At 73.2% G+C, this 21,555-nt stretch carries 23 protein-coding genes; 12 read left to right on the top strand and 11 right to left on the bottom strand.

The genetic code is table 11. The annotated features are described in order from the left end of the window. Positions 1-50: 50 nt before the first annotated feature. Positions 51-722, top strand: coding sequence for a haloacid dehalogenase type II (locus C5507_RS12005; protein ID WP_207225916.1), 672 nt, complete (start codon positions 51-53; stop codon positions 720-722). A gap of 6 nt (positions 723-728) precedes the next feature. On the opposite strand, the gene C5507_RS12000 is transcribed toward C5507_RS12005, so the two are convergent. The 3 genes from C5507_RS12000 to C5507_RS22310 form a co-directional block, all read right to left on the bottom strand. Continuing rightward, complete coding sequence (locus tag C5507_RS12000) at positions 729-1,523, bottom strand: DUF427 domain-containing protein (protein WP_104528792.1); 795 nt, start codon at positions 1,521-1,523, stop codon at positions 729-731. Positions 1,524-1,740: 217 nt separating this feature from the next. Further along, complete coding sequence (locus tag C5507_RS11995) at positions 1,741-2,445, bottom strand: TVP38/TMEM64 family protein (RefSeq protein ID WP_242611403.1); 705 nt, start codon at positions 2,443-2,445, stop codon at positions 1,741-1,743. A gap of 163 nt (positions 2,446-2,608) precedes the next feature. Then, on the bottom strand, positions 2,609-2,761 hold the full coding sequence (locus C5507_RS22310) for a hypothetical protein (RefSeq protein ID WP_158657590.1): 153 nt from the start codon (positions 2,759-2,761) through the stop codon (positions 2,609-2,611). A 408-nt stretch (positions 2,762-3,169) separates the two neighbouring features. On the opposite strand from C5507_RS22310, the gene C5507_RS11980 reads away from it, so the two are divergent. From C5507_RS11980 to C5507_RS11960, 6 genes are all read left to right on the top strand, one after another. After that, entirely contained in the window at positions 3,170-3,880 is a 711-nt protein-coding gene (locus tag C5507_RS11980; RefSeq protein ID WP_104528751.1) for a Crp/Fnr family transcriptional regulator, read from the top strand. 196 nt (positions 3,881-4,076) lie between these two features. Beyond that, positions 4,077-4,727 (top strand): cysteine hydrolase family protein, encoded by a 651-nt coding sequence (locus C5507_RS11975; RefSeq protein ID WP_242611335.1) that lies wholly within the window; start codon positions 4,077-4,079, stop codon positions 4,725-4,727. A 116-nt stretch (positions 4,728-4,843) separates the two neighbouring features. Continuing rightward, positions 4,844-5,383 (top strand): carboxymuconolactone decarboxylase family protein, encoded by a 540-nt coding sequence (locus C5507_RS11970; RefSeq protein WP_104528750.1) that lies wholly within the window; start codon positions 4,844-4,846, stop codon positions 5,381-5,383. Between the two features lie 74 nt (positions 5,384-5,457). Then, positions 5,458-5,586: a glutaredoxin domain-containing protein gene (locus C5507_RS23320; protein ID WP_104528749.1), complete on the top strand. Its 129-nt coding sequence runs from the start codon at positions 5,458-5,460 to the stop codon at positions 5,584-5,586. Between the two features lie 6 nt (positions 5,587-5,592). Then, the gene (locus tag C5507_RS23615) at positions 5,593-5,700 is read left to right on the top strand and encodes a thioredoxin domain-containing protein (RefSeq protein ID WP_479722889.1); all 108 of its coding nucleotides are present in this window, start codon (positions 5,593-5,595) and stop codon (positions 5,698-5,700) included. 36 nt (positions 5,701-5,736) lie between these two features. Further along, a complete protein-coding gene (locus tag C5507_RS11960; RefSeq protein ID WP_104528748.1) occupies positions 5,737-7,134 on the top strand; it encodes a dihydrolipoyl dehydrogenase family protein in 1,398 nt (465 codons plus the stop codon). 166 nt (positions 7,135-7,300) lie between these two features. Here the strand turns inward: C5507_RS11960 and C5507_RS11955 are convergent, their stop codons facing one another. Beyond that, a complete protein-coding gene (locus C5507_RS11955) occupies positions 7,301-8,116 on the bottom strand; it encodes a discoidin domain-containing protein (protein ID WP_158657589.1) in 816 nt (271 codons plus the stop codon). A 286-nt stretch (positions 8,117-8,402) separates the two neighbouring features. Between C5507_RS11955 and C5507_RS11950 the strand changes: the two genes are divergently transcribed. Continuing rightward, positions 8,403-8,969: an AMIN-like domain-containing (lipo)protein gene (locus tag C5507_RS11950; protein WP_104528746.1), complete on the top strand. Its 567-nt coding sequence runs from the start codon at positions 8,403-8,405 to the stop codon at positions 8,967-8,969. A gap of 27 nt (positions 8,970-8,996) precedes the next feature. Here C5507_RS11950 and C5507_RS11945 read toward each other — a convergent pair whose 3' ends face one another. Both C5507_RS11945 and mca read right to left on the bottom strand, forming a co-directional pair. Further along, a complete protein-coding gene (locus C5507_RS11945) occupies positions 8,997-9,338 on the bottom strand; it encodes a hypothetical protein (RefSeq protein ID WP_104528745.1) in 342 nt (113 codons plus the stop codon). Then, the gene (gene mca / locus C5507_RS11940) at positions 9,335-10,222 is read right to left on the bottom strand and encodes a mycothiol conjugate amidase Mca (protein WP_104528789.1); all 888 of its coding nucleotides are present in this window, start codon (positions 10,220-10,222) and stop codon (positions 9,335-9,337) included. The genes C5507_RS11945 and mca overlap by 4 nt, the downstream gene beginning before the upstream one ends. Positions 10,223-10,466: 244 nt before the next feature. Here mca and greA point away from each other — a divergent pair, with 244 nt between their 5' ends. Beyond that, positions 10,467-10,970, top strand: a complete 504-nt coding sequence (gene greA / locus C5507_RS11935) for a transcription elongation factor GreA (protein WP_104528744.1) — start codon at positions 10,467-10,469, stop codon at positions 10,968-10,970. A gap of 7 nt (positions 10,971-10,977) precedes the next feature. Next, the gene (locus C5507_RS11930) at positions 10,978-11,310 is read left to right on the top strand and encodes an RNHCP domain-containing protein (protein ID WP_165400491.1); all 333 of its coding nucleotides are present in this window, start codon (positions 10,978-10,980) and stop codon (positions 11,308-11,310) included. Positions 11,311-11,458: 148 nt separating this feature from the next. On the opposite strand, the gene C5507_RS11925 is transcribed toward C5507_RS11930, so the two are convergent. The 5 genes from C5507_RS11925 to ilvA all read right to left on the bottom strand — a co-directional run bounded on the left by C5507_RS11925 (position 11,459) and on the right by ilvA (position 17,877). Then, positions 11,459-12,385, bottom strand: coding sequence for a DUF5996 family protein (locus tag C5507_RS11925; protein WP_104528743.1), 927 nt, complete (start codon positions 12,383-12,385; stop codon positions 11,459-11,461). A 113-nt stretch (positions 12,386-12,498) separates the two neighbouring features. Further along, entirely contained in the window at positions 12,499-14,562 is a 2,064-nt protein-coding gene (locus tag C5507_RS11920) for a M3 family metallopeptidase (RefSeq protein ID WP_104528742.1), read from the bottom strand. 144 nt (positions 14,563-14,706) lie between these two features. Further along, complete coding sequence (locus C5507_RS11915) at positions 14,707-15,513, bottom strand: ABC transporter permease (RefSeq protein ID WP_104528741.1); 807 nt, start codon at positions 15,511-15,513, stop codon at positions 14,707-14,709. Further along, positions 15,510-16,511, bottom strand: coding sequence for an ATP-binding cassette domain-containing protein (locus tag C5507_RS11910; protein ID WP_104528787.1), 1,002 nt, complete (start codon positions 16,509-16,511; stop codon positions 15,510-15,512). Before C5507_RS11910 ends, C5507_RS11915 begins: the two co-directional genes overlap by 4 nt. Positions 16,512-16,650: 139 nt before the next feature. Beyond that, positions 16,651-17,877, bottom strand: coding sequence for a threonine ammonia-lyase (gene ilvA / locus C5507_RS11905; protein WP_207225915.1), 1,227 nt, complete (start codon positions 17,875-17,877; stop codon positions 16,651-16,653). Between the two features lie 220 nt (positions 17,878-18,097). On the opposite strand from ilvA, the gene C5507_RS11900 reads away from it, so the two are divergent. Both C5507_RS11900 and C5507_RS11895 read left to right on the top strand, forming a co-directional pair. Next, positions 18,098-19,561 carry a sigma 54-interacting transcriptional regulator gene (locus C5507_RS11900; protein ID WP_242611334.1) on the top strand — a complete coding sequence of 488 codons (1,464 nt, stop codon included), beginning with the start codon at positions 18,098-18,100 and terminating at the stop codon, positions 19,559-19,561. A gap of 1 nt (position 19,562) precedes the next feature. Then, positions 19,563-21,548 carry a VWA domain-containing protein gene (locus tag C5507_RS11895; RefSeq protein ID WP_104528739.1) on the top strand — a complete coding sequence of 662 codons (1,986 nt, stop codon included), beginning with the start codon at positions 19,563-19,565 and terminating at the stop codon, positions 21,546-21,548. The last annotated feature ends 7 nt before the right edge of the window (positions 21,549-21,555 follow it).

The following is a 21,555-nucleotide window of genomic DNA, read 5'->3' as shown; positions in this document are numbered from 1 at the left end:
CCGCGGTCCGCTTCCCGCCCCTCGCCTCCCCGACCCCCAGGAGCCCCGCGTTGAGCGCCTCGCCGTCCGTCGTCGTCTTCGACGTCAACGAGACCCTGTCCGACATGAGCCCGATGGCCCAGCGGTTCACCGACGTCGGAGCACCCGCGCATCTGGCCAAGCTGTGGTTCGCCTCGCTGCTGCGCGACGGCTTCGCCCTCACCGCCGCCGGTGGAGCCCGCCCCTTCGCCGAGGTGGGGGTCGACGGACTGCACACGCTGCTGCGGGGCGTGGATCTGGACCGGGATCTCGACGCCGCCGTCGACCACGTCATGGGCGGGTTCAGCCGGCTCGCCGTCCACCCGGACGTGCCCGACGGCATCCGGACCCTGCGCGCGTCGGGACGGCGCCTGGTCACCCTGACCAACGGCTCCACCTCGGTGTCGGAGGCACTGCTCACCGGCGCCGGCATCCGGGACCAGTTCGAGGCGCTGCTGTCGGTGGAGGACGCCGGCGCCTGGAAGCCGTCCCGCGTGGCCTACGAGTACGCCGCCCGAACCTGCGGCACCGACCCGGCCGGGATGCTGCTCGTCGCCGTCCACCCGTGGGACGTCGACGGCGCCGCCCGCGCGGGGCTGGGCACCGCCTGGATCGACCGCGCCGGGACGCCGTACCCGCGGTCGTTCACCCCGCCGTCACTGCGCGCCACCGGCCTCACCGACCTGGCCGAGCAGCTCAGCTGACCCGCGTCAGGCGCTCACCTGCACCGTGACGTCGTCCCCGTCGAAGGAGCGGTACCCGGCCACCGGGAGAGCCTCCAGCAGCGGATCGCGGTAGCACCACGCCGCGTCGTCGTACCGCCGGCCGTCGACGGTGACGTGCTCGTAGCCCGCCACCCCCTTGTACGGGCAGACCGTCGTGGTGTCGCTCGGCTCGAGCACTCCGTCGCGCACGTCGGCCTCCGGGACGTACCAGCGCACCGGCAGGCCGGTCTCGAAGACCGCCACCGGGGCCCGCGTCTCGGCGACCACCTGCCCGCCGACGCTGACGACGACGTGCCGGGCGGAGCGCCGGGCGTCGACCCGGTGGAACGGATCACGTGGGTGGCCGAGCATCTCCTCCTCCTCGATCAGCCAGGTGTCGAGGCGCTCGGGGTAGAAGGAGACCAGCCCGGCCAACGGGGGGCACCCGGGAACCGGATCGGGATAGGACCAGGCGGCGTCCTCCACCCGGTGCTCGCCGACCTGCAGGTGCCAGTAGGTGGCCTCCCCCTTGAACGGACAGGTCGTGCGGGTGTCGCTGGCCTGCAGCAGGCCGGGTGCGATGTCAGCCAGCGGGAGGTACCAGCGGGGGAGCAGCCCGGTCTCGTGCAGCAGCAGCGCGCCGGTGGTGTCGACGACGGTCTGCCCGGCCAGCACTCCGCGGATGCGCTCCTGCAACGGGTGCAGGTAGAGCGCATGCGCCGGGGCGACCGACCACAGGTCGGCGTTCAGGCTGCCCTCCGAGGGCCGGGCGAGCGGGCCGGTGCCGAGAGTCAGCGACATGATCCGACCGTAGGCGGGACCGCCGGGATCCGCTCGGTCGTGCCGCGGCACCCCCCGATGGCCGGGCGGCACGGCAGGGCGCCGGGAGACGGGACGCCGGACCCGTCACCCGTGTCGGCCGGCGGGAACCGGTGCCTTCCTGCGCCGCCCTGGCCGGTCGGGCTCGGCGGCCGAACCGGTCACCGAGACGACCTCCGGCACGGCCCCGGAAGCGTCCTCACGATTCCGGCACCGTTCCGCGGCGGCGGTAGCGGCGCGCGGCGACCACGCCTCCGGCGGTCAGCGCGACGAGGACCAGGGCGGCCACGACGAACGGCCACGATCCCGGGGACGTGCCGTATGCGCCGAGCGCGACGTACGCGACCGTGCCGGGGATGATCCCGAGGGCGGTGCCGAGCACGTAGTCGCGGATGCGGACGGCGGTCAGCCCGGCGGCGTAGTTGATCGCGGTGAAGGGCAGCACCGGCACCAACCGCACGCCCAGGACCGCCAGCAGCCCATGCCGGCTGAGCAGCGCATCGACGCGGGCCACCCGTGCGCCGGTGAGTCGTTCGACCGCATCCCGGCCCAGCGCCCGTCCCAGCGCGAAGGCGGCCAGCGCACCCAGCAGCGCCCCCAGCAGGACGACCCCGACCCCCTCGACGAGCCCGAACAGCAGACCGGCCGCCGCGCTGAGCACGTTCTTCGGAAGCGGCGCGAGGGTCGCCCCGGCGTACAGCAGGATGAACAGCGCAGGCGCCGCCCGCCCCATCGCGGCGACGTCCGCCCGCACCTGCTCCGCATCGGGCAACCCGACCAGGGCCGCGACCACCGCCCCCATCGTGACCACGAGCACCAGCAGGGTCAGCCGGCCCCACACGAAACGTCGTCGTCCCTCGTCCTCGACGGGCCGGTCCGCTGACGGACCGAGGTGGGCGGTCATCGCCGCCACGGCCCGTCCCCGGCCCGTCCGGGGTCGACGCGCACGTACCGGTTGCCGACCGGGACGGGAGCGACCACCTCGACGATCCTCGCGTGGGCGGGCCCGGTCATGGCCGGCCGGCGTGCGGCACGGGCGAGGCGGAGCAGCGCGCTCCCGTGCACCATCACGTGCCACCCCACCCCTGCGGATCGATGTGGGCCGGGGACGCATCGCCCGGTGCACGCCGGAGGTCGCGGCCGGCGTCCAGGACGCCGGCATGCAGGACGCCGGCGTCCACACCGGCCAGGACGAGGACTGCGGGACCTCCTGCACTCACGACCAGCACCCGGACGTCATCCTCGTGGTCGCCGACGACCACCGCCAGGCGACTGCCGCGGCGGCGGTGCCGCGGTGCCGGCTGAGCTACCGGTGTGCGCCCGGTCGTCGAGGGGCCCGCGGTAGCCGGTGGCTCCGGCCGGTGCCGCGTCGCTGACCAGCTCCCTCGTGACCATCACTCCTCCTTGCGCCGGCGGACGGCACCAGGCCGGCGACTGGCGCGGTACAGCGGACTCACGAGCTGGTGCTCGACACGGCTCCGGTGACACTGTCACCGCACTCGAGGTGACAGTCAGGGCTTCGCACCGCCGCTCGTGCGTGGCTCGGCTCTCGGCGGTGCGCGCGCACGGAGCACCGACCGGCGGGCACGTGCACGATCCGAAGACCACCGCACACCAGAGGAGAGCACATGACCGTGGGGCCGCGCGGTCGCTGGATCAGCGGAGTCTCCGCCCGGCACGACCTGACGCTCCTGGAGGGTGAGATGCTCGCCCATCTGCGCAAGACCGGTACCCCGCGAGGGGCTGCGGCCGGGCAGCTCGTCGCCGCAGCCGGCCAGGAGACCCACCGGGTCCTGGTCGTCCTCGACGGTGAGCTGGAACTGCTGGCCCGGCTGCCCAGCGGCGGGCGGGTGGTCATGGCACTCGTGCGCCGCGGCGGCGTCATCGCCGACATCCCCGTCCTGCTCGGATCGCCGATGCCCTTCGACGCCGTCGCCTCCCGCGATACCTGGGTGATCGAGATCACCGACGATGAATGGATCCGCCTGTTGCAGCAGTTCCCGGCGCTCTCCCTGCGCTGGATGGCTTCGATCGCCCGCCGCCTGGATGCCGACCGCCGTCGGCTGGCCGTGATGATGACCCGCCGCCTGGAGGCGCAGGTGACCTTCATCCTGCTGGAACAGCAGGAGCAGCAATCCGGCCGGGTCGTCGTCCGGCTCACCCACGAAGTGATAGCCGACCTGGTCGGGGCCCGACGGCAGTCGGTGAGCCGGGTCATGCGCACCCTCACCGAGGCCGAGCTCATCAGGAACGGCTACGGCCAGGTGGAGCTGCTCGACGTCCCGGGGCTGAAGGCACTGCTCGGTGGGGATCTCCTGCCGCAACCAACGCGCGGATAGCCACCTGAGGCGCATTCACCTCTCGGCAGTGCCGGGTTCAGAGACGGCACCCACCACGGAGCACGGCAGCCGTCATTCACCGGGAATGGCCGGTGCCGACCGACTCGGCATCCGGGATGACAGTCGACGCCTCGACCTGCCCGCGCTGGGGATGGCCGGAGCACGACGAATCCCGTCCGACCGCCCTGGAGGACCCGTGCAACTCACCACCGGCGACACCGCCCTGGTACTGACCGACCCGCAGAACGACTTCCTCAGCCCCGACGGCGCCACCTGGGAACTGGTGGGCACCAGCGTCGAGGAGAACGGCACGGTCGAGCACATCGAGCAACTGCTGACCGCCGCCGAGCAGACCGGTATTCCCCTCTTCGTCAGCCCGCACTACTACTTCCCGCACGATCACGAGTGGGAGTTCGGCGGCACGCTGGAGCAGAAGATGCACGAGATCGGCATGTTCGACCGCCCCGGCCCATTGCAGATGCAGGGCTTCACCGGTTCCGGCGCCGACTGGCTCGAGCAGTACAAGCCCTACCTCGAGGACGGGCGGACCGTCGTGTGCAGCCCGCACAAGGTCTACGGGCCCGAGCAGAACGACCTCGTCCTGCAACTGCGCAAGCGCGGCGTCACCAAGGTCGTCCTCGCCGGCATGTCCGCGAACCTGTGCGTCGAGAGCCACCTGCGCGAACTGCTCGAGCAGGGCTTCGAGGTGGCCGTCGTCTCCGACGCCACCGCCGCCGCGCAGCACCCCGAGATGGGGGACGGGTACGCCGCCGCGCTCACCAATTTCCGGTACATCGCCGGCGCTGTCCTGACGACGGACGAGACGGTCCAGTCGCTCGCCGCGTGACGGATCGCCCCCAAGACTGCAATCCAGGTGACAAACCCGGCACAGCCACGCAGCCGGCGGCGCTGTGCCGCCGAGGCCGCAGGGCCGCATCTCCCACCTCCGACGAAAGGCGAACCATGCCCCGCATCCCCGTCCACACCGTCGACTCCGCGCCCGAGGGCAGCCGTGACGTGCTCAAGGCCCTCGAGGCCCGGTTCGGCAAGGTCCTCAACATCCACGGCGGGATGGCGCACTCCCCCGCCGTGCTCCAGACCTACGCCGCCATCCAGCAGGTCATGCAGGACACCGGCACGTTCGACGGCCGGACCCGTGAGGCCATCGCACTCGCCGTGGCCAACGTCGACGAGTGCTCCTACTGCCAGGCCGCGCACACCGCCGGCGGCAAGGCAGCCGGGCTCAGCCAGCAGGAGACGATCGACATCCGCCGCGGCCAGGTCGAGGACCCGAAGCTGGGTGCGCTGCTCGCACTGGTGCGCGAACAGACCAGCGAGGTCGGGCACGTCCAGGACGCCACCTGGCAGGCGGCGCTCGACGCCGGCTGGACCGACGCCGAGCTCACCGAGACGTCGGCGCACGTCGCGCTGAACCTGTTCACCAACTACTTCAACCACCTGGTCCAGACCGACCTGGACCTCCCCCCGGCCCCGGCCCTCTGACCCGAGTCGCCGCCGTCGCGGGCCGGGGCGGGAGCACCCGGCCCGCGACACCCCCACGAACGCAGGAGCGACCCATGCGTCGGGAACTCACCGTCTACAGCCCGCCGTGGTGCGGCTACTGCCATCGACTGATGAAGCAGCTCGACCGTGCCGGTATCGCCTACACCGCCGTCGACATCGAACGGGACCCCGATGCCGCGTAGTACGTGATGAGCGTCAACGGGGGCAACCAGACCGTCCCCACGGTCGTGTTCGACGACGGGTCGGCACTCACCAACCCGCCACTCGACGACGTCGTCGCCCGGCTCGGCGCGTAGCGGGCCATCCACCCTGAGACCCTCGGAGGGCACTCGATGAGCACCACCTACGACGTCATCGTCCTGGGAGCCGGATCGACCGGCACTAACGTCGCCTGGTACGCCCGCGACAACGGGCTGAGTGTGGCCGTCGTCGAGCGAGAGCTCGTCGGCGGGGAGTGCTCCTACTGGGCGTGCATCCCGAGCAAAGCGCTGCTCGGCCCCACCCATGCCCTTGCTGCCGCGCGCCGGCTGCCCGGCGCCGCGGAGGCGGTGACCGGGGACGTCGACACCGATGCGGTGCTGCGCCGGCGGGACGGCTTCATCTCCCACCTGCACGACGACGGGCAGGTGCAGTGGCTCGACGGCATCGACGCCACCCTGGTCCGGGGGCAGGCACGGCTGACCGGCGAGCGCGAGGTCACGGTGACCTCGGCCGACGGTGCGAGGCAGCGGTTGCTCGCCCGGCGAGCCGTCGTCGTTGCGACGGGGTCGCGGGCCACCACTCCCCCGGTCGACGGACTGGACGAGATCCGGCCCTGGGACAACCGCGACGTCACCACGGCCAAGGACATCCCCGACCGGCTGCTCGTCCTCGGTGGCGGCGTCGCCGGCTGCGAGATGGCCCAGGCGTACCGGCGACTGGGCGCGCGCGAGGTCACCGTCGTGGAGCGGTCCGACCGCCTGGTCGGCGGCTTCGAGCCCTGGGCGAGCGAGCTGCTCGCCGACGCGTTCCGCACCGAGGGCATCACCGTGCGCACCGGCAGGTCCGTCGTCCACGCCTCCCGGGACGGCGTGGACGGGCCGGTCACCATCGCGCTGGACGACGGCACCCAACTCGTCGGCGAGGAGCTCCTCGTCGCGGCCGGCCGGGCCGCCAACACCGACGACCTCGGCCTCGAGGCCGTCGGCCTGGAACCAGGCGGGCCGTTGCGGGTCGACGACCAGCTGCGGGTGACGGCGGTGGACGGCGGCTGGTTGTACGCCGCGGGGGACGTCAACGGGCGCGCGCTCCTCACGCACCAGGGCAAGTACCAGGCACGGCTGGTCGGCGACATCGTCGCCGGCAAGGACCGCTCGGCCTGGGCCGACCACACAGCCGTGCCCCAGGTCATGTTCACCGACCCGGAGCTCGCAGCGGTCGGGCGGACCGAGCAGCAGGCGCGCGACGCCGGGGTCGACGTGAAGACGGTCACCTACGAGATCGGCTCGGTGGCTGGTGGGGCGCTGCTCGGCGACGAGGTGCGCGGCCGGGCCCAACTGGTGATCGACCAGCAGCAGCGGGTCGTCGTCGGCGCGACGTTCGTGGGGCCGAACGTCGGCGAGATGCTGCATGCGGCGACGATCGCCGTCGTCGGCAAGGTTCCCATCGACACCCTGTGGCACGCCGTGCCCGCGTTCCCGACCGTCAGCGAGGTCTGGCTGCGACTGCTCGAAGCCGACCGGGGCCTGTGACCGCATCCAGCACCCGCCGCAGCGCCGGGCGACGCCCCGCACGGAACACGCGATCGTCGGGGTCGTCACAGCGCTCCTCGCCGCGAGGATCGACCCGGGAGCTCGCGTGGTCACCTGCTCGGCCTCGCCGGGGTGGACGTGGGCCACACCTCGGCGGCGCTGCGGCTCACTGCCGCTCGTAGACCTCGATCTCTGCAGCACCGGTGTTGCCGCCGCTGGTCGTCACGGCGTCGATCCTGAGCACCTGGCCGGTGAAGTCGGCCTCGTTGACCACGACGTCCGTGCCCGCCTCGAAGGGACCGTGGACCTGCCCACCGTCCACCGTGACGGTGAAGGTCTCGATGACCGACGAGCCGTCGCTCATCGACCGGCTGCGCAGCGCCACTCCCACCACGTCGACCGGTCGGCCCAGGTCCAGGGTGACCGACGCGTCGTCGCCATCGCCGTCACTGGACCACTCCGTGGCGAGGTCGCCGTCGACGGCGTTGGCTGCGGCGTAGGCAGCGGAGAACTCGGAGCTGACCCCGGCGACGTCCGCCTCCGGAGCCACGTTCGCACCGGGCACGGTGACGGTTTCCGCCGGCGCCGTCCGGAAGCTCATCAGCTCACTGCGGTAGAGGCTGCCGTCGGCGCCGGACCCCTGCACCCGGTAGAAGTACTCGGTGTCGGGCTCGAGCCCGCGCATGACCGCCTGGTGCTGGGCGTGGGCACCACCGCCCATGTCGGCATCCGTGGCGATCCCGTCCCCGAGGGACTCGTCGCGGCCGAACACCACCGCGCAGGCCATGTCGATGTCGGTCGAGACCTCCAGGGTCGCCGACGTACCCGAGGGATCGGGCACCACGGCCGGAGCCGCCGCGAACACCTCCTCCGCCGCGAGCACCTGCGGACCGGCGGACGTCGGGGCGGCCGGACCGGCACAACCGGTCAGGACGACGACGGCGCCGAGCACCAGCAGGAGCCGCCGCAGGCAGGAGATCACGACCAGCCCAACGGCGCGGCCGCACCATGCGTTCCGCCCCCCGCCCCGGAGACGTCGGAACGGCGGGCGCGGCGCCTGCCCGGGCAGCCTCGTGGAGCGCCGCCGTCCACCGGCGACATCCGCCCGATCACGATCAGTCACAGACCCGCGCATCACCACACATCCTGCCGGACGACACGCCGGAAGATCGGCAATACCTGGCATTCGCGACCCGTGGTGGTACGGGGCGTGTCGGCGGACTCTGACGGCGACGCAGCCGCGTCCGAAGCGCGCCAGGGAGGCCGCCATGACCAGTTCCATCCACCGCCCGCTCGTCCTCCTCGCCATCGCGGCGGTCGCCGCCGTGATGGCGCCCGCACCGGCGCAGGCCGCGCCCTACTGCGGGATCTCCTGGGGCTCGCTGGCGGAGACAGCAGCGTCCGGGGACCGGGAGATGGTCCACGACGTCCGATCCGGCCGGCATGCGTGCTTCGACCGCCTCGTCATCGACCTCAACGGCGAGGACACCCGGTTCGCCACCTTCGACGTCGGCTACGTGCCCACCGTCCACGAGGACGGTTCGGGCCGGCCGGTGCCCGTCCGCGGCGCCGCGGACCTGCAGGTCGTCGTCGGCGCACCGGCCCACGACCAGTACGGCAACGCGACCTACCGGCCGCCGAGCCGCACGGAGGTCGTGGACGTCACCGGTTACACGACCTTCCGGCAGGTCGCCTGGGCAGGCAGCTTCGAAGGACGGACGACCCTGGCGCTCGGGGTGCGCGCCCGGCTGCCGTTCCGCGTGTTCGTCCTGCCGGGCGTCGCGTCGTCCGGCGAGGGGCCGCGCCTGGTGATCGACGTCGCCCACCGTTGGTGAGGCATCCCCCGGCGGCGGCCGGACGGGTCACCCGCGCTCGGCGGGCCCACCCGTCCGGTCGTCGCCGGCGTCCGGGCGCGGCGGCTCGATCGCCAGCGGCGCGCGGCGCAGCGTGTCCAGGACGTCCTGCCCCGGCCGGGGCTCGTCCAGCTCGGAGAGGTCGTCGGGAACCTCGACGAGCGGCTCCTGGTCGACCGGGTCGAAGCTGCGCGGCAACCGCTTGAGGTGCGTGGTCATCGACCGCACCAGCAGCGCGGCGGCGATGAGCAGCAGCACCAGCAGCAGCAGGCCGAGCGGGCCGGCCTTGCCGACGTCCTCCGGCTGTTGGTTGACGGCGACGGCGAAGAGTTCTGTCACGGACGTGCTCATGGGACGGTCACCTCACTGCGGACTCCGGCGAACAGGTCGTCCTCGGGCGTCTCGGTGTCGACCAGCGAGCGGGCCAGCTCGTAGTCCTCGGTCGGCCACACCTGCTGCTGGGTGTCCACCGGGCAGGCGAACCAGCGCCCGAGCGGGTCGATCTGGGTGGCGTGCGCGATCAGCGCCGCATCGCGCACCGGGAAGTACTCGGCGCACGGGACGCGGGTCGTGACGCGGTGGGAGATGTCGTGAGCCGGGTCCCAGTTCGCCAGCCATTCGGCGTAGGGCGACTCGGACCCGGTGGCGAGGATGGCCTCGTGCAGCGCCTTCGTACGGGGCAGCGTGAAGCTCATGTGGTAGTAGAGCTTGCTCGGCTGCCACGGCTCGCCGAGCTCGGGGTACCGGTCGGGGTCACCGGCGGCCTCGAAGGCGTGGACCGAGATCTCGTGGGTCTTGATGTGGTCCGGGTGGGGGTACCCGCCGCGCTCGTCGTAGGTGGTGACCACCTGCGGCTTGAACCGGCGGATCAGCGCGACCAGGGGTGCCGCGGCCTCCTCCAGCGGGACGAGGGCGAAGCAGCCCTCCGGCAGCGGCGGCAGCGGGTCGCCCTCGGGCAGCCCGGAGTCCACGAAGCCGAGGAACTCCTGCTCGATGCCGAGGATCTCGCGGGCCTTCGCCATCTCCTCGACGCGGATCTGCGGCAGCCGCTCCCACACCTCGGGGCGGTCCATGGCCGGGTTCAGCACCGAGCCCCGCTCGCCTCCGGTGGCGGTCGCCACCATCACGCGCACGCCCTCGGCGACGTACTTCGCCATCGTGGCGGCGCCCTTGCTCGACTCGTCGTCCGGATGAGCGTGCACGGCGAGCAGCCGCAGCCGATCGGTTGAGGTCACCTGCACAGTGTCCCTCGCCCGGCCCGGCAGACGACGGAACCCCGGTCAGGTGTGGTCGACGCCTCTCCGCGGGCCACCCGGTCGGGCGTCTCAAGAGGTCCGGCACAACCGGATACCCTGGCGTCTCGTATCCGGTGCAGCGCGCCGCGTGACTGCATCGCGCTGTTTCGCGGTGTTAGCTTGGCTGGATCGACCTACGGCCGCCCGCCCGGGTGGCCTACCCGAGTTCCAGGAGTTCCTCCACGTGTCCACCCCCACTGACGAGCACGACCAGGGCATCTGGCTGACCCAGGACGCCTACGACCGGCTGAAGGCCGAGCTCGACCAGCTGGTGGCGAACCGCCCGGCCATGGCCGCCGAGATCAACGCCCGCCGCGAGGAGGGCGACCTCAAGGAGAACGGCGGGTACCACGCCGCCAAGGACGAGCAGGGCAAGCAGGAGGGCCGGATCCGCCAGCTCACCGACCTGCTGCGCAAGGCCCAGGTGGGCGAGCCGCCCACGAAGGTCACCCACGCCGCCACCGGCACCGTGATCACCATCCGGTTCGAGGGCGACGACGACACCGAGAAGTTCCTGCTGGGGTCCCGCGAGATCGCCGGGACGACGGCACTGACCGTCTACTCGCCGGAGTCGGCGCTCGGCTCGGCGATCATGGGTGCGAAGCCGGGCAAGAAGGTCACGTACCAGGCGCCGAACGGCCGGGACATCACCGTCGAGGTCGTCGGCATCGAGCCGTTCGTCCCCTGACCGTCAGGTGACGGCACCGCGCGCCCGCTCCCGGCGGGCGGAGAACACCGGCTTCCCGTGCGTGCACTGCGCCGCACCCGTACCGGCGAACACCGACGGGCACTACCGCAACCACTGCCCGTACTGCCTGTGGTCGCTGCACGTCGACGAGCTGCCCGGTGACCGCGCCAGCGGGTGCCGGCAGCCCATGGAGCCGATCGGCCTGGTGGAGAAGTCGGGCAAGGGCTGGCAGGTGGTCCACCGCTGCACGGCGTGCGGCCACCGCCAGCCCAACCGGCTGGTCCGCGACGGCGACGCCCCCGACGACCTCGACCTGGTGCTCTCGCTCCCCTGGCTCTGAGACCCCATGGCCTTCGGTCGCCTCGAACGGTGGAAGTCGCCGACTTCCTGCACAGCGGCCGACCACCCCGCGGCTCGGGGTCGGACTCGCGCGTGTCCTGCCCGGGTCCCCGACCGCGAGAAGAGCCGGCTGTCGCGAGGCCGTGGGCTCAGGCCCCGAGCAGGGGGTCGGTCACCCCGCCGTGGCAGGCCAGCCCCTCGACGTCCCACCCGGCCCGCGTGGCCCCCGCCTGGTACGCGGCCTCGAGGAAGTCCAGCACCGCTGCCTTCGGGTCGCCGGCGGCCCGCGCGGCGTCGTAGGGCAGGACGGCCAGGTGGCTGCCGCCCCGCGGGACCCAGGTAGCGCCGTGCGGCAGGGCCGCCTCGGCCAGCCCGGCAGGTTCAGGTGCTGTGTAGGAGTAGAAGGCCGGCTCGGGGAACGACGCGTCGCCGAACCAGAACCCGGAGCTGACCACCTCGCGGGAGTACGCCTCCCGGGTCACGGGGTCGGCGCCGTCGGCCGGCCGGACGACCCGGTCGGAGAACCGGGTGACCGCGATGTCGAAGGTGTGCCAGAAGTGGTGCACCGGGCTGGTCTTGCCGGAGAACCGGCCGGCGAACTCCTCGAGGACCACGTTGACCTGGCTGAGCACCTGCCAGTACCGGGTCACCGCCGCCGGGTCGTAGCTCGCGTGCTCGGTGTCCTCGGCGAACGGCCGGTCGGCGTCGGGCAGGTCGAACGGCCGCGCCCCGGCGATGTCCACGCCGTGCACCCCGACGGCCGCCAGCGCGTGCTGCAGCTCGCCGTGGAAGTCGGCCACGGAGCGGCCGACCAGGCCGAAGGACGCCCGGCGGCCGCTCACCGTGCTCACGTCGACCCGGTGGTCGAGCAGGTCGAGGTCGACGGTGAACGTGGGCTCCAGGCCCATCGGGCGGGTCGTGAGCCCACGCCCGGTCAGGTGCAGGGGCACGTTCCACCAGTGGTTGCGCCGCGGGCTCCGGAGCAGGCGGACCCGGCCGACCACCTGCGCGAACCGGTGGATCGTGGCAAGGGTGTCCGACCACGCCGCGTACGGCATCGGCGGGAAGAGGTCCATCGACTGCCTCCACGTGCAGTGGGACGACCGGCCTGGCGACCGGCCGCTTCGGGGGTGACCTTCGTGCTCGGCACGTCCTGCAGACGGCTCCGGGCGAACACTTCCAGAGCCGCTCAGGTGGCGGGTGCGAGGCCGCGCCGCCGGAGCAGCGGCTGCGGGTCGGCGTCCCGCCCCCGGACGGCGCGGAAGGCGGCCAGCGGGTCGATCGACCCGCCGACGGCGAGCAGCAGCTGCCGGAACGTGTCGCCGTTCTCCCGGCGCAGGCCGCCGTTCTCCTTGAACCACTCCACGGTGTCGGCGTCGAGCACCTCCGACCAGATGTAGGAGTAGTACCCGGCCGAGTAGCCGCCCGCGAAGACGTGCTGGAAGTACGTGGTGCGGTAGCGGGGCGGCACCAGCTCCGAGGCCACACCGGCGGCCTCCAGCGCGGCCCGCTCGAACTCCACCGGGTCGCCCACCTCCGTCTCCGGCGTGATGCGGTGCCAGGCCTGGTCGAGCAGCGTGGCGGCCAGGTACTCCAGGGTCCCGAACCCCTCGCCCCACAGCTGCGCGGCGTCGATGGCCTCCACGACGGCCGACGGCAGCGGCTCCCCGGTCTCGACGTGCCGGGCGTAGTGGGCGAGGACCTCCGGCCACATCGCCCACATCTCGTTGACCTGGCTCGGGAACTCGACGAAGTCCCGCGGCACGCTGGTGCCCGAGAACCGCGGGTAGGTCACCGCGGAGCTGAGCCCGTGCAGCGCGTGGCCGAACTCGTGGAAGAGAGTGTTCACCTCGTCGAGGGTGAGCAGCGTCGGCCGCCCCTGCGGAGCCCGCGAGACGTTGAGGTTGTTGACCACCACGGGGCGGGTGCCCAGCAGGCCGGACTGCCGGACGAAGGAGCTCATCCAGGCCCCGCCCCGCTTGCCGTCCCGGGCGAGGAAGTCGCCCAGGTACAGCCCCACCGCGGTGCCGTGGGAATCGGTGACCTCCCAGACGCGGACGTCGGGGTGGTACCCGGCCAGGTCGGCGCGGGGGGTGAAGCGGAAGCCGTAGAGCAGCTCGGCGGCGTGGAACACGCCATCGACCAGGACCCGGTCCAGCTCGAAGTACGGCCGCAGCGTCGTGGTGTCGACGGCGTAGCGCTCGGCCCGCACCCGCTCGCTGTAGAACGCCCAGTCCCAGGCGGCCAGCTCCACGCCGTCCCGGGCGGCCGCCTCGCGGAGGATCGTGGCCTCGGCCTCGGCGTTGGCCACCGACGCCGGCACCATCGACCCCAGCATCGCGTCGACCGCCCCGGTCGTCGCGGCGGTCTGGTCGGCCAGCACGAGGTCGGCGTGGGTGTCGAAGCCGAGCAGCCGGGCACGCTCGGCCCGCACCCGGGCGATGCGCTCGGCGACCGGACCGTTGTCGTACGCCCCGGTCGAGGCGCGGCCGGCCGACGCCTCGAACACCCGCCGGCGCAGCTCCCGGTTCCGCAGCTTCGCCAGGACCGGCTGGCCGGTGGGCAGCACGAGGGTGAGCAGGTACCCGTCGAAGTCGCGGTCACCGGCTGCCCGCGCGGCCGCGGCGATCTCCTCCTCGCCCAGCCCGTCGAGCTCCGCCGCGTCGGTGACGTGCACCGCCGCCGCCTCGGTGGCCAGCTGGAGGTTCTGCCCGAACGTCGTCGAGAGCTCCGAGAGCTCCTGGTTGAGCTCGCTCAGCCGGGCACGCCCGCTGTCGTCGAGCCGGGCGCCGGCCAGCACGAAGTCGAGGTGGTACCGCTCGACGAGGCGCAGCGCCTCGGCGTCCAGGCCCGCCTCGTGCCGCGCGCCGTGCACCGCGTCGACCCGGGCGAAGACGGCCGGGTCGAGTCGCAGGGCGTCGTCGTGCGCGGCGGCCAGCGGGGCGATCTCCCGCTCGATCTCGCGCAGCCGCGGCGTGGCGACCGAGGAGGAGAGGTTGCCGAAGACCGACCAGGCCCGGTCGAGCAGCGCCCCCGACCGCTCCAGCGCGACGATCGTGTTCTCGAGGGTGGGCGGCTCGGGGTCCGCGACCATGGCGGCCACCTCGCGCCGGTGCTCGGCCATGCCCGCCAGCAGTGCCTCCCGGCAGTGCTCGAGGGTGATCCCGGCGAACGGCGGCAGCCGGAACGGCAGCTCCGACGGCCGGGCCAGCGGGTTGTCGACGGACATCGTGGTGGCGTCGTCAGCAGTCATCGTCGCCCATTACATCGTGATCCTCCGGGTCACATCGCGGCGAGGAGCCGTGGTCGACCCGCGCGGCGCCCCGTCGTCGCACCTGCACGGAGTCCATCGGGCCCATTCGGTGCGACCAGGCACCGCTGGTCGGGGAGGCATCCCTCAGCGGCTGGCGGTCCGGCGGTAGGTCCGCACGGCCAGCGGCACGAAGACGGCGAGGAAGACGGCCACCCAGATGAACACGTACAGCACCGGGTTCTGCAGCGCCCACCCGTTGGGCTCCGGCGCACCCGGGACGACGTTGCCGAACAGCTCCCGGGCGCCCTGAACCACCGCCGACACCGGGTTCCACTCCGCGAACGTCTTCAGGACCGACGGGAAGTTGTCGATCGGCACGAACGTGTTGGCGATGAAGGTGATCGGGAAGATCACGATGAAGCTCGCGTTGTTCACCACCTCCGGCGTCCGGACCAGCAGCCCGACGAACGCCATCACCCACGACATCGCGTAGGCGAAGGTCAGCAGCAGGAGGACGCCGAGGACCGCCTCCCCGATGGAGGTGTTGATCCGCCACCCGACCACGAAGCCGGTGATCATCATGACGGCGATGGTGAGGACGTTGAGCAGCAGATCGGCGACGGTGCGCCCGACCAGCACCGCCGACCGCGCCATCGGCAGGGACCGGAAGCGGTCGATCAGGCCCTTCTGGAGGTCCTCGGCCAGGCTGGCGCCGGTGATGGTGCTGCCGAAGACCACGGTCTGGGCGAAGATCCCGGGCAGCAGGAACTCGGCGTAGCTGAGGCCGCCGGGCACGGGGATCGCGCTGCCGAAGACGTAGCGGAACAGCAGCACGAACATGATCGGCGAGAGCGTCGCGAAGACGATCAGGTCCGGCACCCGCTTGACCTTGATCAGGTTGCGGCGGGTGATCGTCAGGCTGTCGGAGACGGCCATGGCCAGCGCGGTCATCGGGTCCCTCCTGCGGCGGGCACCGGCTCGGACGTGGTCTCGTCGGCGGTCGGGACGTCCTCGGCCGCATGTCCGGTCAGGGTGAGGAAGACGTCGTCGAGGTCGGGCCGGCGCAGGCCCACGTCGAGCACCTCGACGCCGCTGCCCTCAAGCAGCCGCAGTGCCTCGGCCAGCAGCTCCGTGCCGCCGTGCACCGGCAGGCTCAGCCGCCGGGTCTGCTCGTCGGTCCGCGCGTCCTCGAAGGCCAGCGGACGCAGCCGGGCCGCTACCTCCGTCAGGTCCTCGGCCCGGCTCAGCGTGAACTCCAGCCGCTGCCCACCGACCTGCGCCTTGAGGTCGTCACCGGTGCCGCGCGCGATGACCCGGCCGCGGTCGATGACGACCATCCGGTCGGCCAGCCGGTCGGCCTCCTCCAGGTACTGGGTGGTGAGCAGGATCGTCGTCCCACCGTCGGCGAGCTCGGCGATGAACTCCCACATGGCCAGCCGGCTGCGCGGGTCCAGCCCGGTGGTCGGCTCGTCGAGGAAGAGGATGCGGGGGCGGTTGATCAGCGAGGCGGCGATGTCCAGCCGCCGGCGCATGCCCCCGGAGTACGTCTTGGCCGGCCGATCGGCCGCGCCGGACAGGTCGAACCGTTCCAGCAGCTCGCCGGCCCGGGACCGGGCCTCCGCCTTGGGCAGGTGGTAGAGGCGCCCCACCATCTCGAGGTTCTCGAAGCCGGTCAGGTACTCGTCGACCGCGGCGTACTGGCCGGTGAGGCCGATGGACGCGCGCACCGCATCGGCGTCGCGCACCACGTCCAGCCCGAGCACCTCGGCCCGTCCCGCGTCGGCGAGGAGCAACGTGGTGAGGATCCGCACCACCGTCGTCTTCCCCGCGCCGTTCGGGCCGAGGAGCCCGAGCACCGAGCCCTCGGCCACGGTCAGATCCACTCCGTCGAGGGCGGTGGTGACGCCGAAGCGCTTCGCCAACCCCTCGACGACGATCGCGTCGGTCATGACGGTCATGACGGCCACGCTAGGCGTCGACGGTGACAGTTCCCGACCGCTTTTTCCGGCCGGCTCGACAACTCCTCGAGAAGTTCCACGGAAGCCAGGACAGCCCCGGCGACCGGAACTCATCGGCGCCGGGGACCGCTCACTCCGTCGTGACGGCGTAGCCCCCGCGGCGCAGCGCGGCGATGACCTCCCCGGCGTGCACCGGGCCCCGGGTCTCCAGCACCACGAAGACCTCGACCTCGCCGACGCCGAGCCGGGCCGTCGTCCGCTCGTGCTCGACCTCCAGCACGTTGGCGCCCACCGCGGCCAGCTCCGCCAGGACGGCGGCCAGCGAGCCCGGGCGGTCGGGCACCTGCAACCGCAGCGACAGGTACCGCCCGGCCGCGGCCATGCCGTGCTGCACCACCTTGAGCAGCAGCACCGGGTCGATGTTGCCGCCGGAGAGCACCGCGACCACCGGCGGCGCGAAGGCGGTCGGGTCGGCCAGGACCGCCGCGACGGCGGCCACCCCGGCCGGCTCCACGACCAGCTTGGCCCGCTCCAGGCAGAACAGCAGCGCCCGGGAGAGCTCCTCCTCGCTGACCGTGCGCACCTCGTCGACGAGGCCCTGCACGTGCGCGAACGTGAGGTCGGTGGGCCGGGGGACGGCGATCCCGTCGGCCATGGTGGACATGGACTCCAGCGCCAGCGGCCGGCCGGCGGCCAGCGACCCCGGGAACGCCGCCGCCTCCTCCGCCTGCACCGCCACCACGCGGACGTCGGGGCGGCGGGCCTTGACCGCCGCGGCCATCCCCGAGACCAGTCCCCCGCCCCCGGCGCACACCAGCACCGTGGCCACCTCGGGGCACTGCTCGAGCACCTCGAGCCCGACGGTTCCCTGCCCGGCGATGACGTCGGGGTGGTCGAACGGGTGGATGAAGACGGCGCCGGTGCGCTCGGCGTGGTCGGCGGCGGCGAGCAGCGGCTCGGCCAGCGACTGGCCGAACATCTCGATCCGGGCGCCGTAGGCCTCGGTGGCCGCGACCTTCGGCAGCGGCGCGCTCTCGGGCATGTAGACGGTCGCGCGGGTGCCGAGCAGGCGGGCGGCCAGCGCCACGCCCTGCGCGTGGTTGCCGGCGCTGGCGGCCACGACACCGCGGGCCCGCTCCTCGTCGGTCAGCCGGGCGATGCGGCTGTAGGCGCCGCGGATCTTGAACGAGCCGGTGCGCTGCAGGTTCTCGCACTTGAGCCACACGGGCCCACCGACGCGGTCGGCCAGCCCCCGGGAGTGCTCCAGCGGAGTGCGCCGGACGACGCCCGCGAGGAGCTCGGCCGCCGCCTCGACGTCCGCGCCGCTGACCAGTGGGGCACTGCCGGGATCGACCACGCCCCCGATCCTGGCAGCAACGACCGGCCGCGGCGGTGCGCCGCCCGGGTGCGTCGCTCGCGCGGGTCGACCCGCACGCCCGGCAGCCGAGCCGCGCCGTGGCGCGGGCAGAGGGCCGGCCGCGCGGGTCGACCCCGGCCGGCGTCGCGGCCGCTGCGGCGCGACGGCGCGACGGCGCGACGGCGCCATGGACGCGCTCGACCGTCGTACCGTGGCTGAGGTGACGGACACCCCCGCACCGGCCGCCCCCTCCCCCGCCCCCACCACGCTCGGCGAGCTCCGCGCCACCGGCACCGCGTTCCGCCCGGTCAAGGCCGAGATCCGCGCCAACCTGCTGGCCCGTCTCGCCGCAGGCGTTCCGTCCCTGCCCGGCATGGTCGGGTTCGAGGACACCGTCCTGCCCGAGGTCGAGCGCGCGCTGATCGCCGGCCACGACCTGGTCCTGCTCGGTGAGCGCGGCCAGGGCAAGACCCGGCTCATCCGCACCCTCGTCGGCCTGCTCGACGAGTGGACCCCGGTCCTGGTCGGCAGCGAGCTCAACGAGCACCCGCTCGCCCCGATCAGCGTCTGGGGGCACCGGCAGGTCGCCGAGCACGGCGACGCCACCCCCGTCGGCTGGCTGCACCGCAGCGAGCGCTTCGGCGAGAAGCTGGCGACCCCGGACACCAGCGTCGGCGACCTGATCGGCGACGTCGACCCGATCAAGGTGGCCGAGGGCCGCACCCTCGGTGACCCCGAGACCGTGCACTACGGGCTGGTGCCGCGCACCAACCGCGGCATCTTCAGCGTCAACGAGCTGCCCGACCTGGCCGAGCGCATCCAGGTGGCGCTGCTCAACGTGCTGGAGGAGCGGGACATCCAGATCCGTGGCTACCGCGTGCGGCTGCCGCTGGATCTGCTGCTGGTCGCCAGCGCCAACCCCGAGGACTACACCAACCGCGGCCGGATCATCACCCCGCTGAAGGACCGGTTCGGCGCCGAGGTGCGCACCCACTACCCGATCGAGCTCGCCGACGAGATCCGGCTGCTCGAGCAGGAGGCCGCGGTCACCTGGCCGACGGCGTCCGGCGCCGACCACCTGGCCCAGCCGGTCGTCCCCCACCACCTGGTCGAGATCGTCGCCCGCTTCACCCGCCTGGTGCGCGAGTCCAGCCACGTCGACCAGCGGTCGGGCGTCAGCGCCCGCTTCGCCATCGCGGGGCTGGAGACGATCGCCGCCTCCGCCGTCCGCCGGGCCGCCGTCGCCGGGGAGACGCGACCGGTGGCCCGCGTCGTGGACCTGCCGAGCATCGTCCCGGCCAGCCGGGGCAAGGTGGAGTTCGCCGACGCCGGCTCCGACCCCGACGACGACCGCGAGGTGGAGATCCTCGAGCACCTGCTGCGCCAGGCCACCGCGCAGACGTTCCGGGCGCGGTGCGCCGGACTGGACCTCACCGGCCTGCAGGAGCACTTCACCGGCGGGGAGACCGTGGAGTCCGGCGAGCTGGTGCCCGCACCGGCGCTGCTCGGGCAGCTCGGCACCATCCCGAAGCTCGCCGAGCTGCTCGGCCGGCTCGGCGTGCCCGAGGGCGACCAGTCCGCCGAGCAGGCCGCCGCCGCGGTCGAGTTCGCGCTGGAGGGCCTGTACCTGACCCGCCGGCTGGCCAAGGACACCGACGGCGGCCGCACGGTCTACGGGGCCTGACGTGCCCGCCCGACCGCCACGCGGCTACCGGTACGGCAAGTGGCACGGCGGACCCGACCCGCTGGCGCCACCGTACGACCTGGGCAACGCCGTCGACGAGATCGGCGACTCGGTGCTCGGGGGCAGCGGCGTCCGGGAGGCGCTGCGCGAGCTGCTGCGCCGCGGCACCGAGGGCCGCCGCGGGCTGGACGAGCTGCGCCGGGCGGTGCGCGACCGGCTGCGCAAGGCCCGCACCGCCGGCCGGCTGGACGGCACGTTGCAGGAGGTCCGCGAGCTGCTCGACCGCGCCGTCGAGGCGGAGCGGCGGGAGCTGTTCCCCGACCCGGACGACGCCGCGCGGCTGGCCGAGGCGGAGCTGGACGCCCTGCCGGAGGACACCGCCGGTGCCGTGCGGGCGCTCAAGGACCGGCAGTGGCGCTCGGAGGAGGCGCGGCAGGCCTACGAGCAGATCCAGGACCTGCTGCGCCGGGAGGTGCTCGACAGCTCCTTCGCCTCGATGAAGCAGGCCCTGGAGAACGCCACCGCCGAGGACATGCAGGCGGTCAAGGACATGGTCGCCGACCTGTCCCGGCTCGTCGACGCGCACAACCGCGGCGAGGACACCGACCAGCAGTTCACCGAGTTCATGGCGAAGCACGGCCAGTTCTTCCCGGACGACCCGCAGTCGGTCGAGGAGCTCATCGACTCCCTCGCCCGCCGCGCCGCCGCCCAGGAGCGGATGATGGCCGGCCTCTCCCCCGAGCAGCGCGCCGAGCTCGGCGAGCTGATGGCCCAGACCATGGAGGACATGGGGCTGGCCAGCGAGATGGCGCACCTGTCGGACGCGCTGCGCCAGGCCCGTCCCGACCTGCCGTGGGGGCAGCGCGGGCAGGTCCCCGACGGCGAGCAGGCCCTCGGCCTCGGGGACGCCACCACCGCCGTCGCCGAGATGGCCGACCTGGAGGCGCTGTCCAACCAGCTGTCGCAGGGCTACGCCGGCGCCTCGCTCGCCGACGTCGACGAGGAGCTGCTGGCGCGCGCCCTGGGCCGCTCGGCCGCCGACGACCTGGCCGCCCTGCGCCGGCTGGAGCGCGAGCTGGAGCGCCAGGGCTACCTGCACCGCACCGACGGCACGCTCGAGCTCTCCCCCAAGGCGGTCCGCCGGCTGGGGGCGACGGCGCTGCGCCGGGTGTTCGCCAAGCTCGACGCCGCCGGCCGCGGTGAGCACGACGTCGCCGACGCCGGGGCCGCCGGTGAGCTCACCGGGAGCTCGCGGGAGTGGCGGTTCGGCGACGAGCAGCCGCTCGACGTCGTCCGCACGGTGAAGAACGCCGTCCTCCGGACGGCCGGGATCCCTCGGGGCGACGGCGACCGACGCGTCCGGATCGCCGTCGAGGACTTCGAGGTCGTGGAGACCGAGCGGCGCACCGGCGCCGCCGTGGCCCTGCTGGTCGACCTCTCCTACTCGATGGCGCTGCGCGGCACCTGGGGGGCGGCGAAGTCGACGGCGATGGCGCTGCACTCCCTGGTGACCACCCGATTCCCGCAGGACGCCATCGAGATCATCGGGTTCTCCTCCACCGCGCAGGTGCTGCGTCCGGAGACCCTCGCCGAGCTGTCGGTCGACACCCTGCAGGGCACGAACCTCCAGCACGGCCTGATGCTGGCCCGGCGCTTCCTCGCCCATCACCGGGATGCCGAGCCGGTGGTCCTGGTGGTCACCGACGGCGAGCCGACCGCGCACCTGGAGGACGACGGGACGCCGTTCTTCTGCTGGCCGCCGATGCCCGAGACGATCGCCCGCACCGTGGCCGAGGTCGAGCGGGTGGCCCGGTCGGGCGCGACGGTGAACGTGTTCGCGCTGGACCCCGACCCGGGGCTGATCCACTTCGTGCACGACCTCACCCAGCGCGCCGGCGGCCGGGTGTTCCAGCCCGATCCCGAGCGGCTCGGCGAGTACGTCGTCGCCGACTACCTGCGCACCCGCCGCGGCCGCCGGGCCCGCTGAGCCGCCG

The sequence above is a fragment of the Blastococcus saxobsidens genome, from assembly GCF_002938435.1.
GTDB classification, from domain to species: Bacteria; Actinomycetota; Actinomycetes; order Mycobacteriales; family Geodermatophilaceae; genus Blastococcus; species Blastococcus saxobsidens.
Note: the sequence above shows the minus strand (reverse complement) of the source record. Positions and strands in the feature narration are given on the sequence as shown.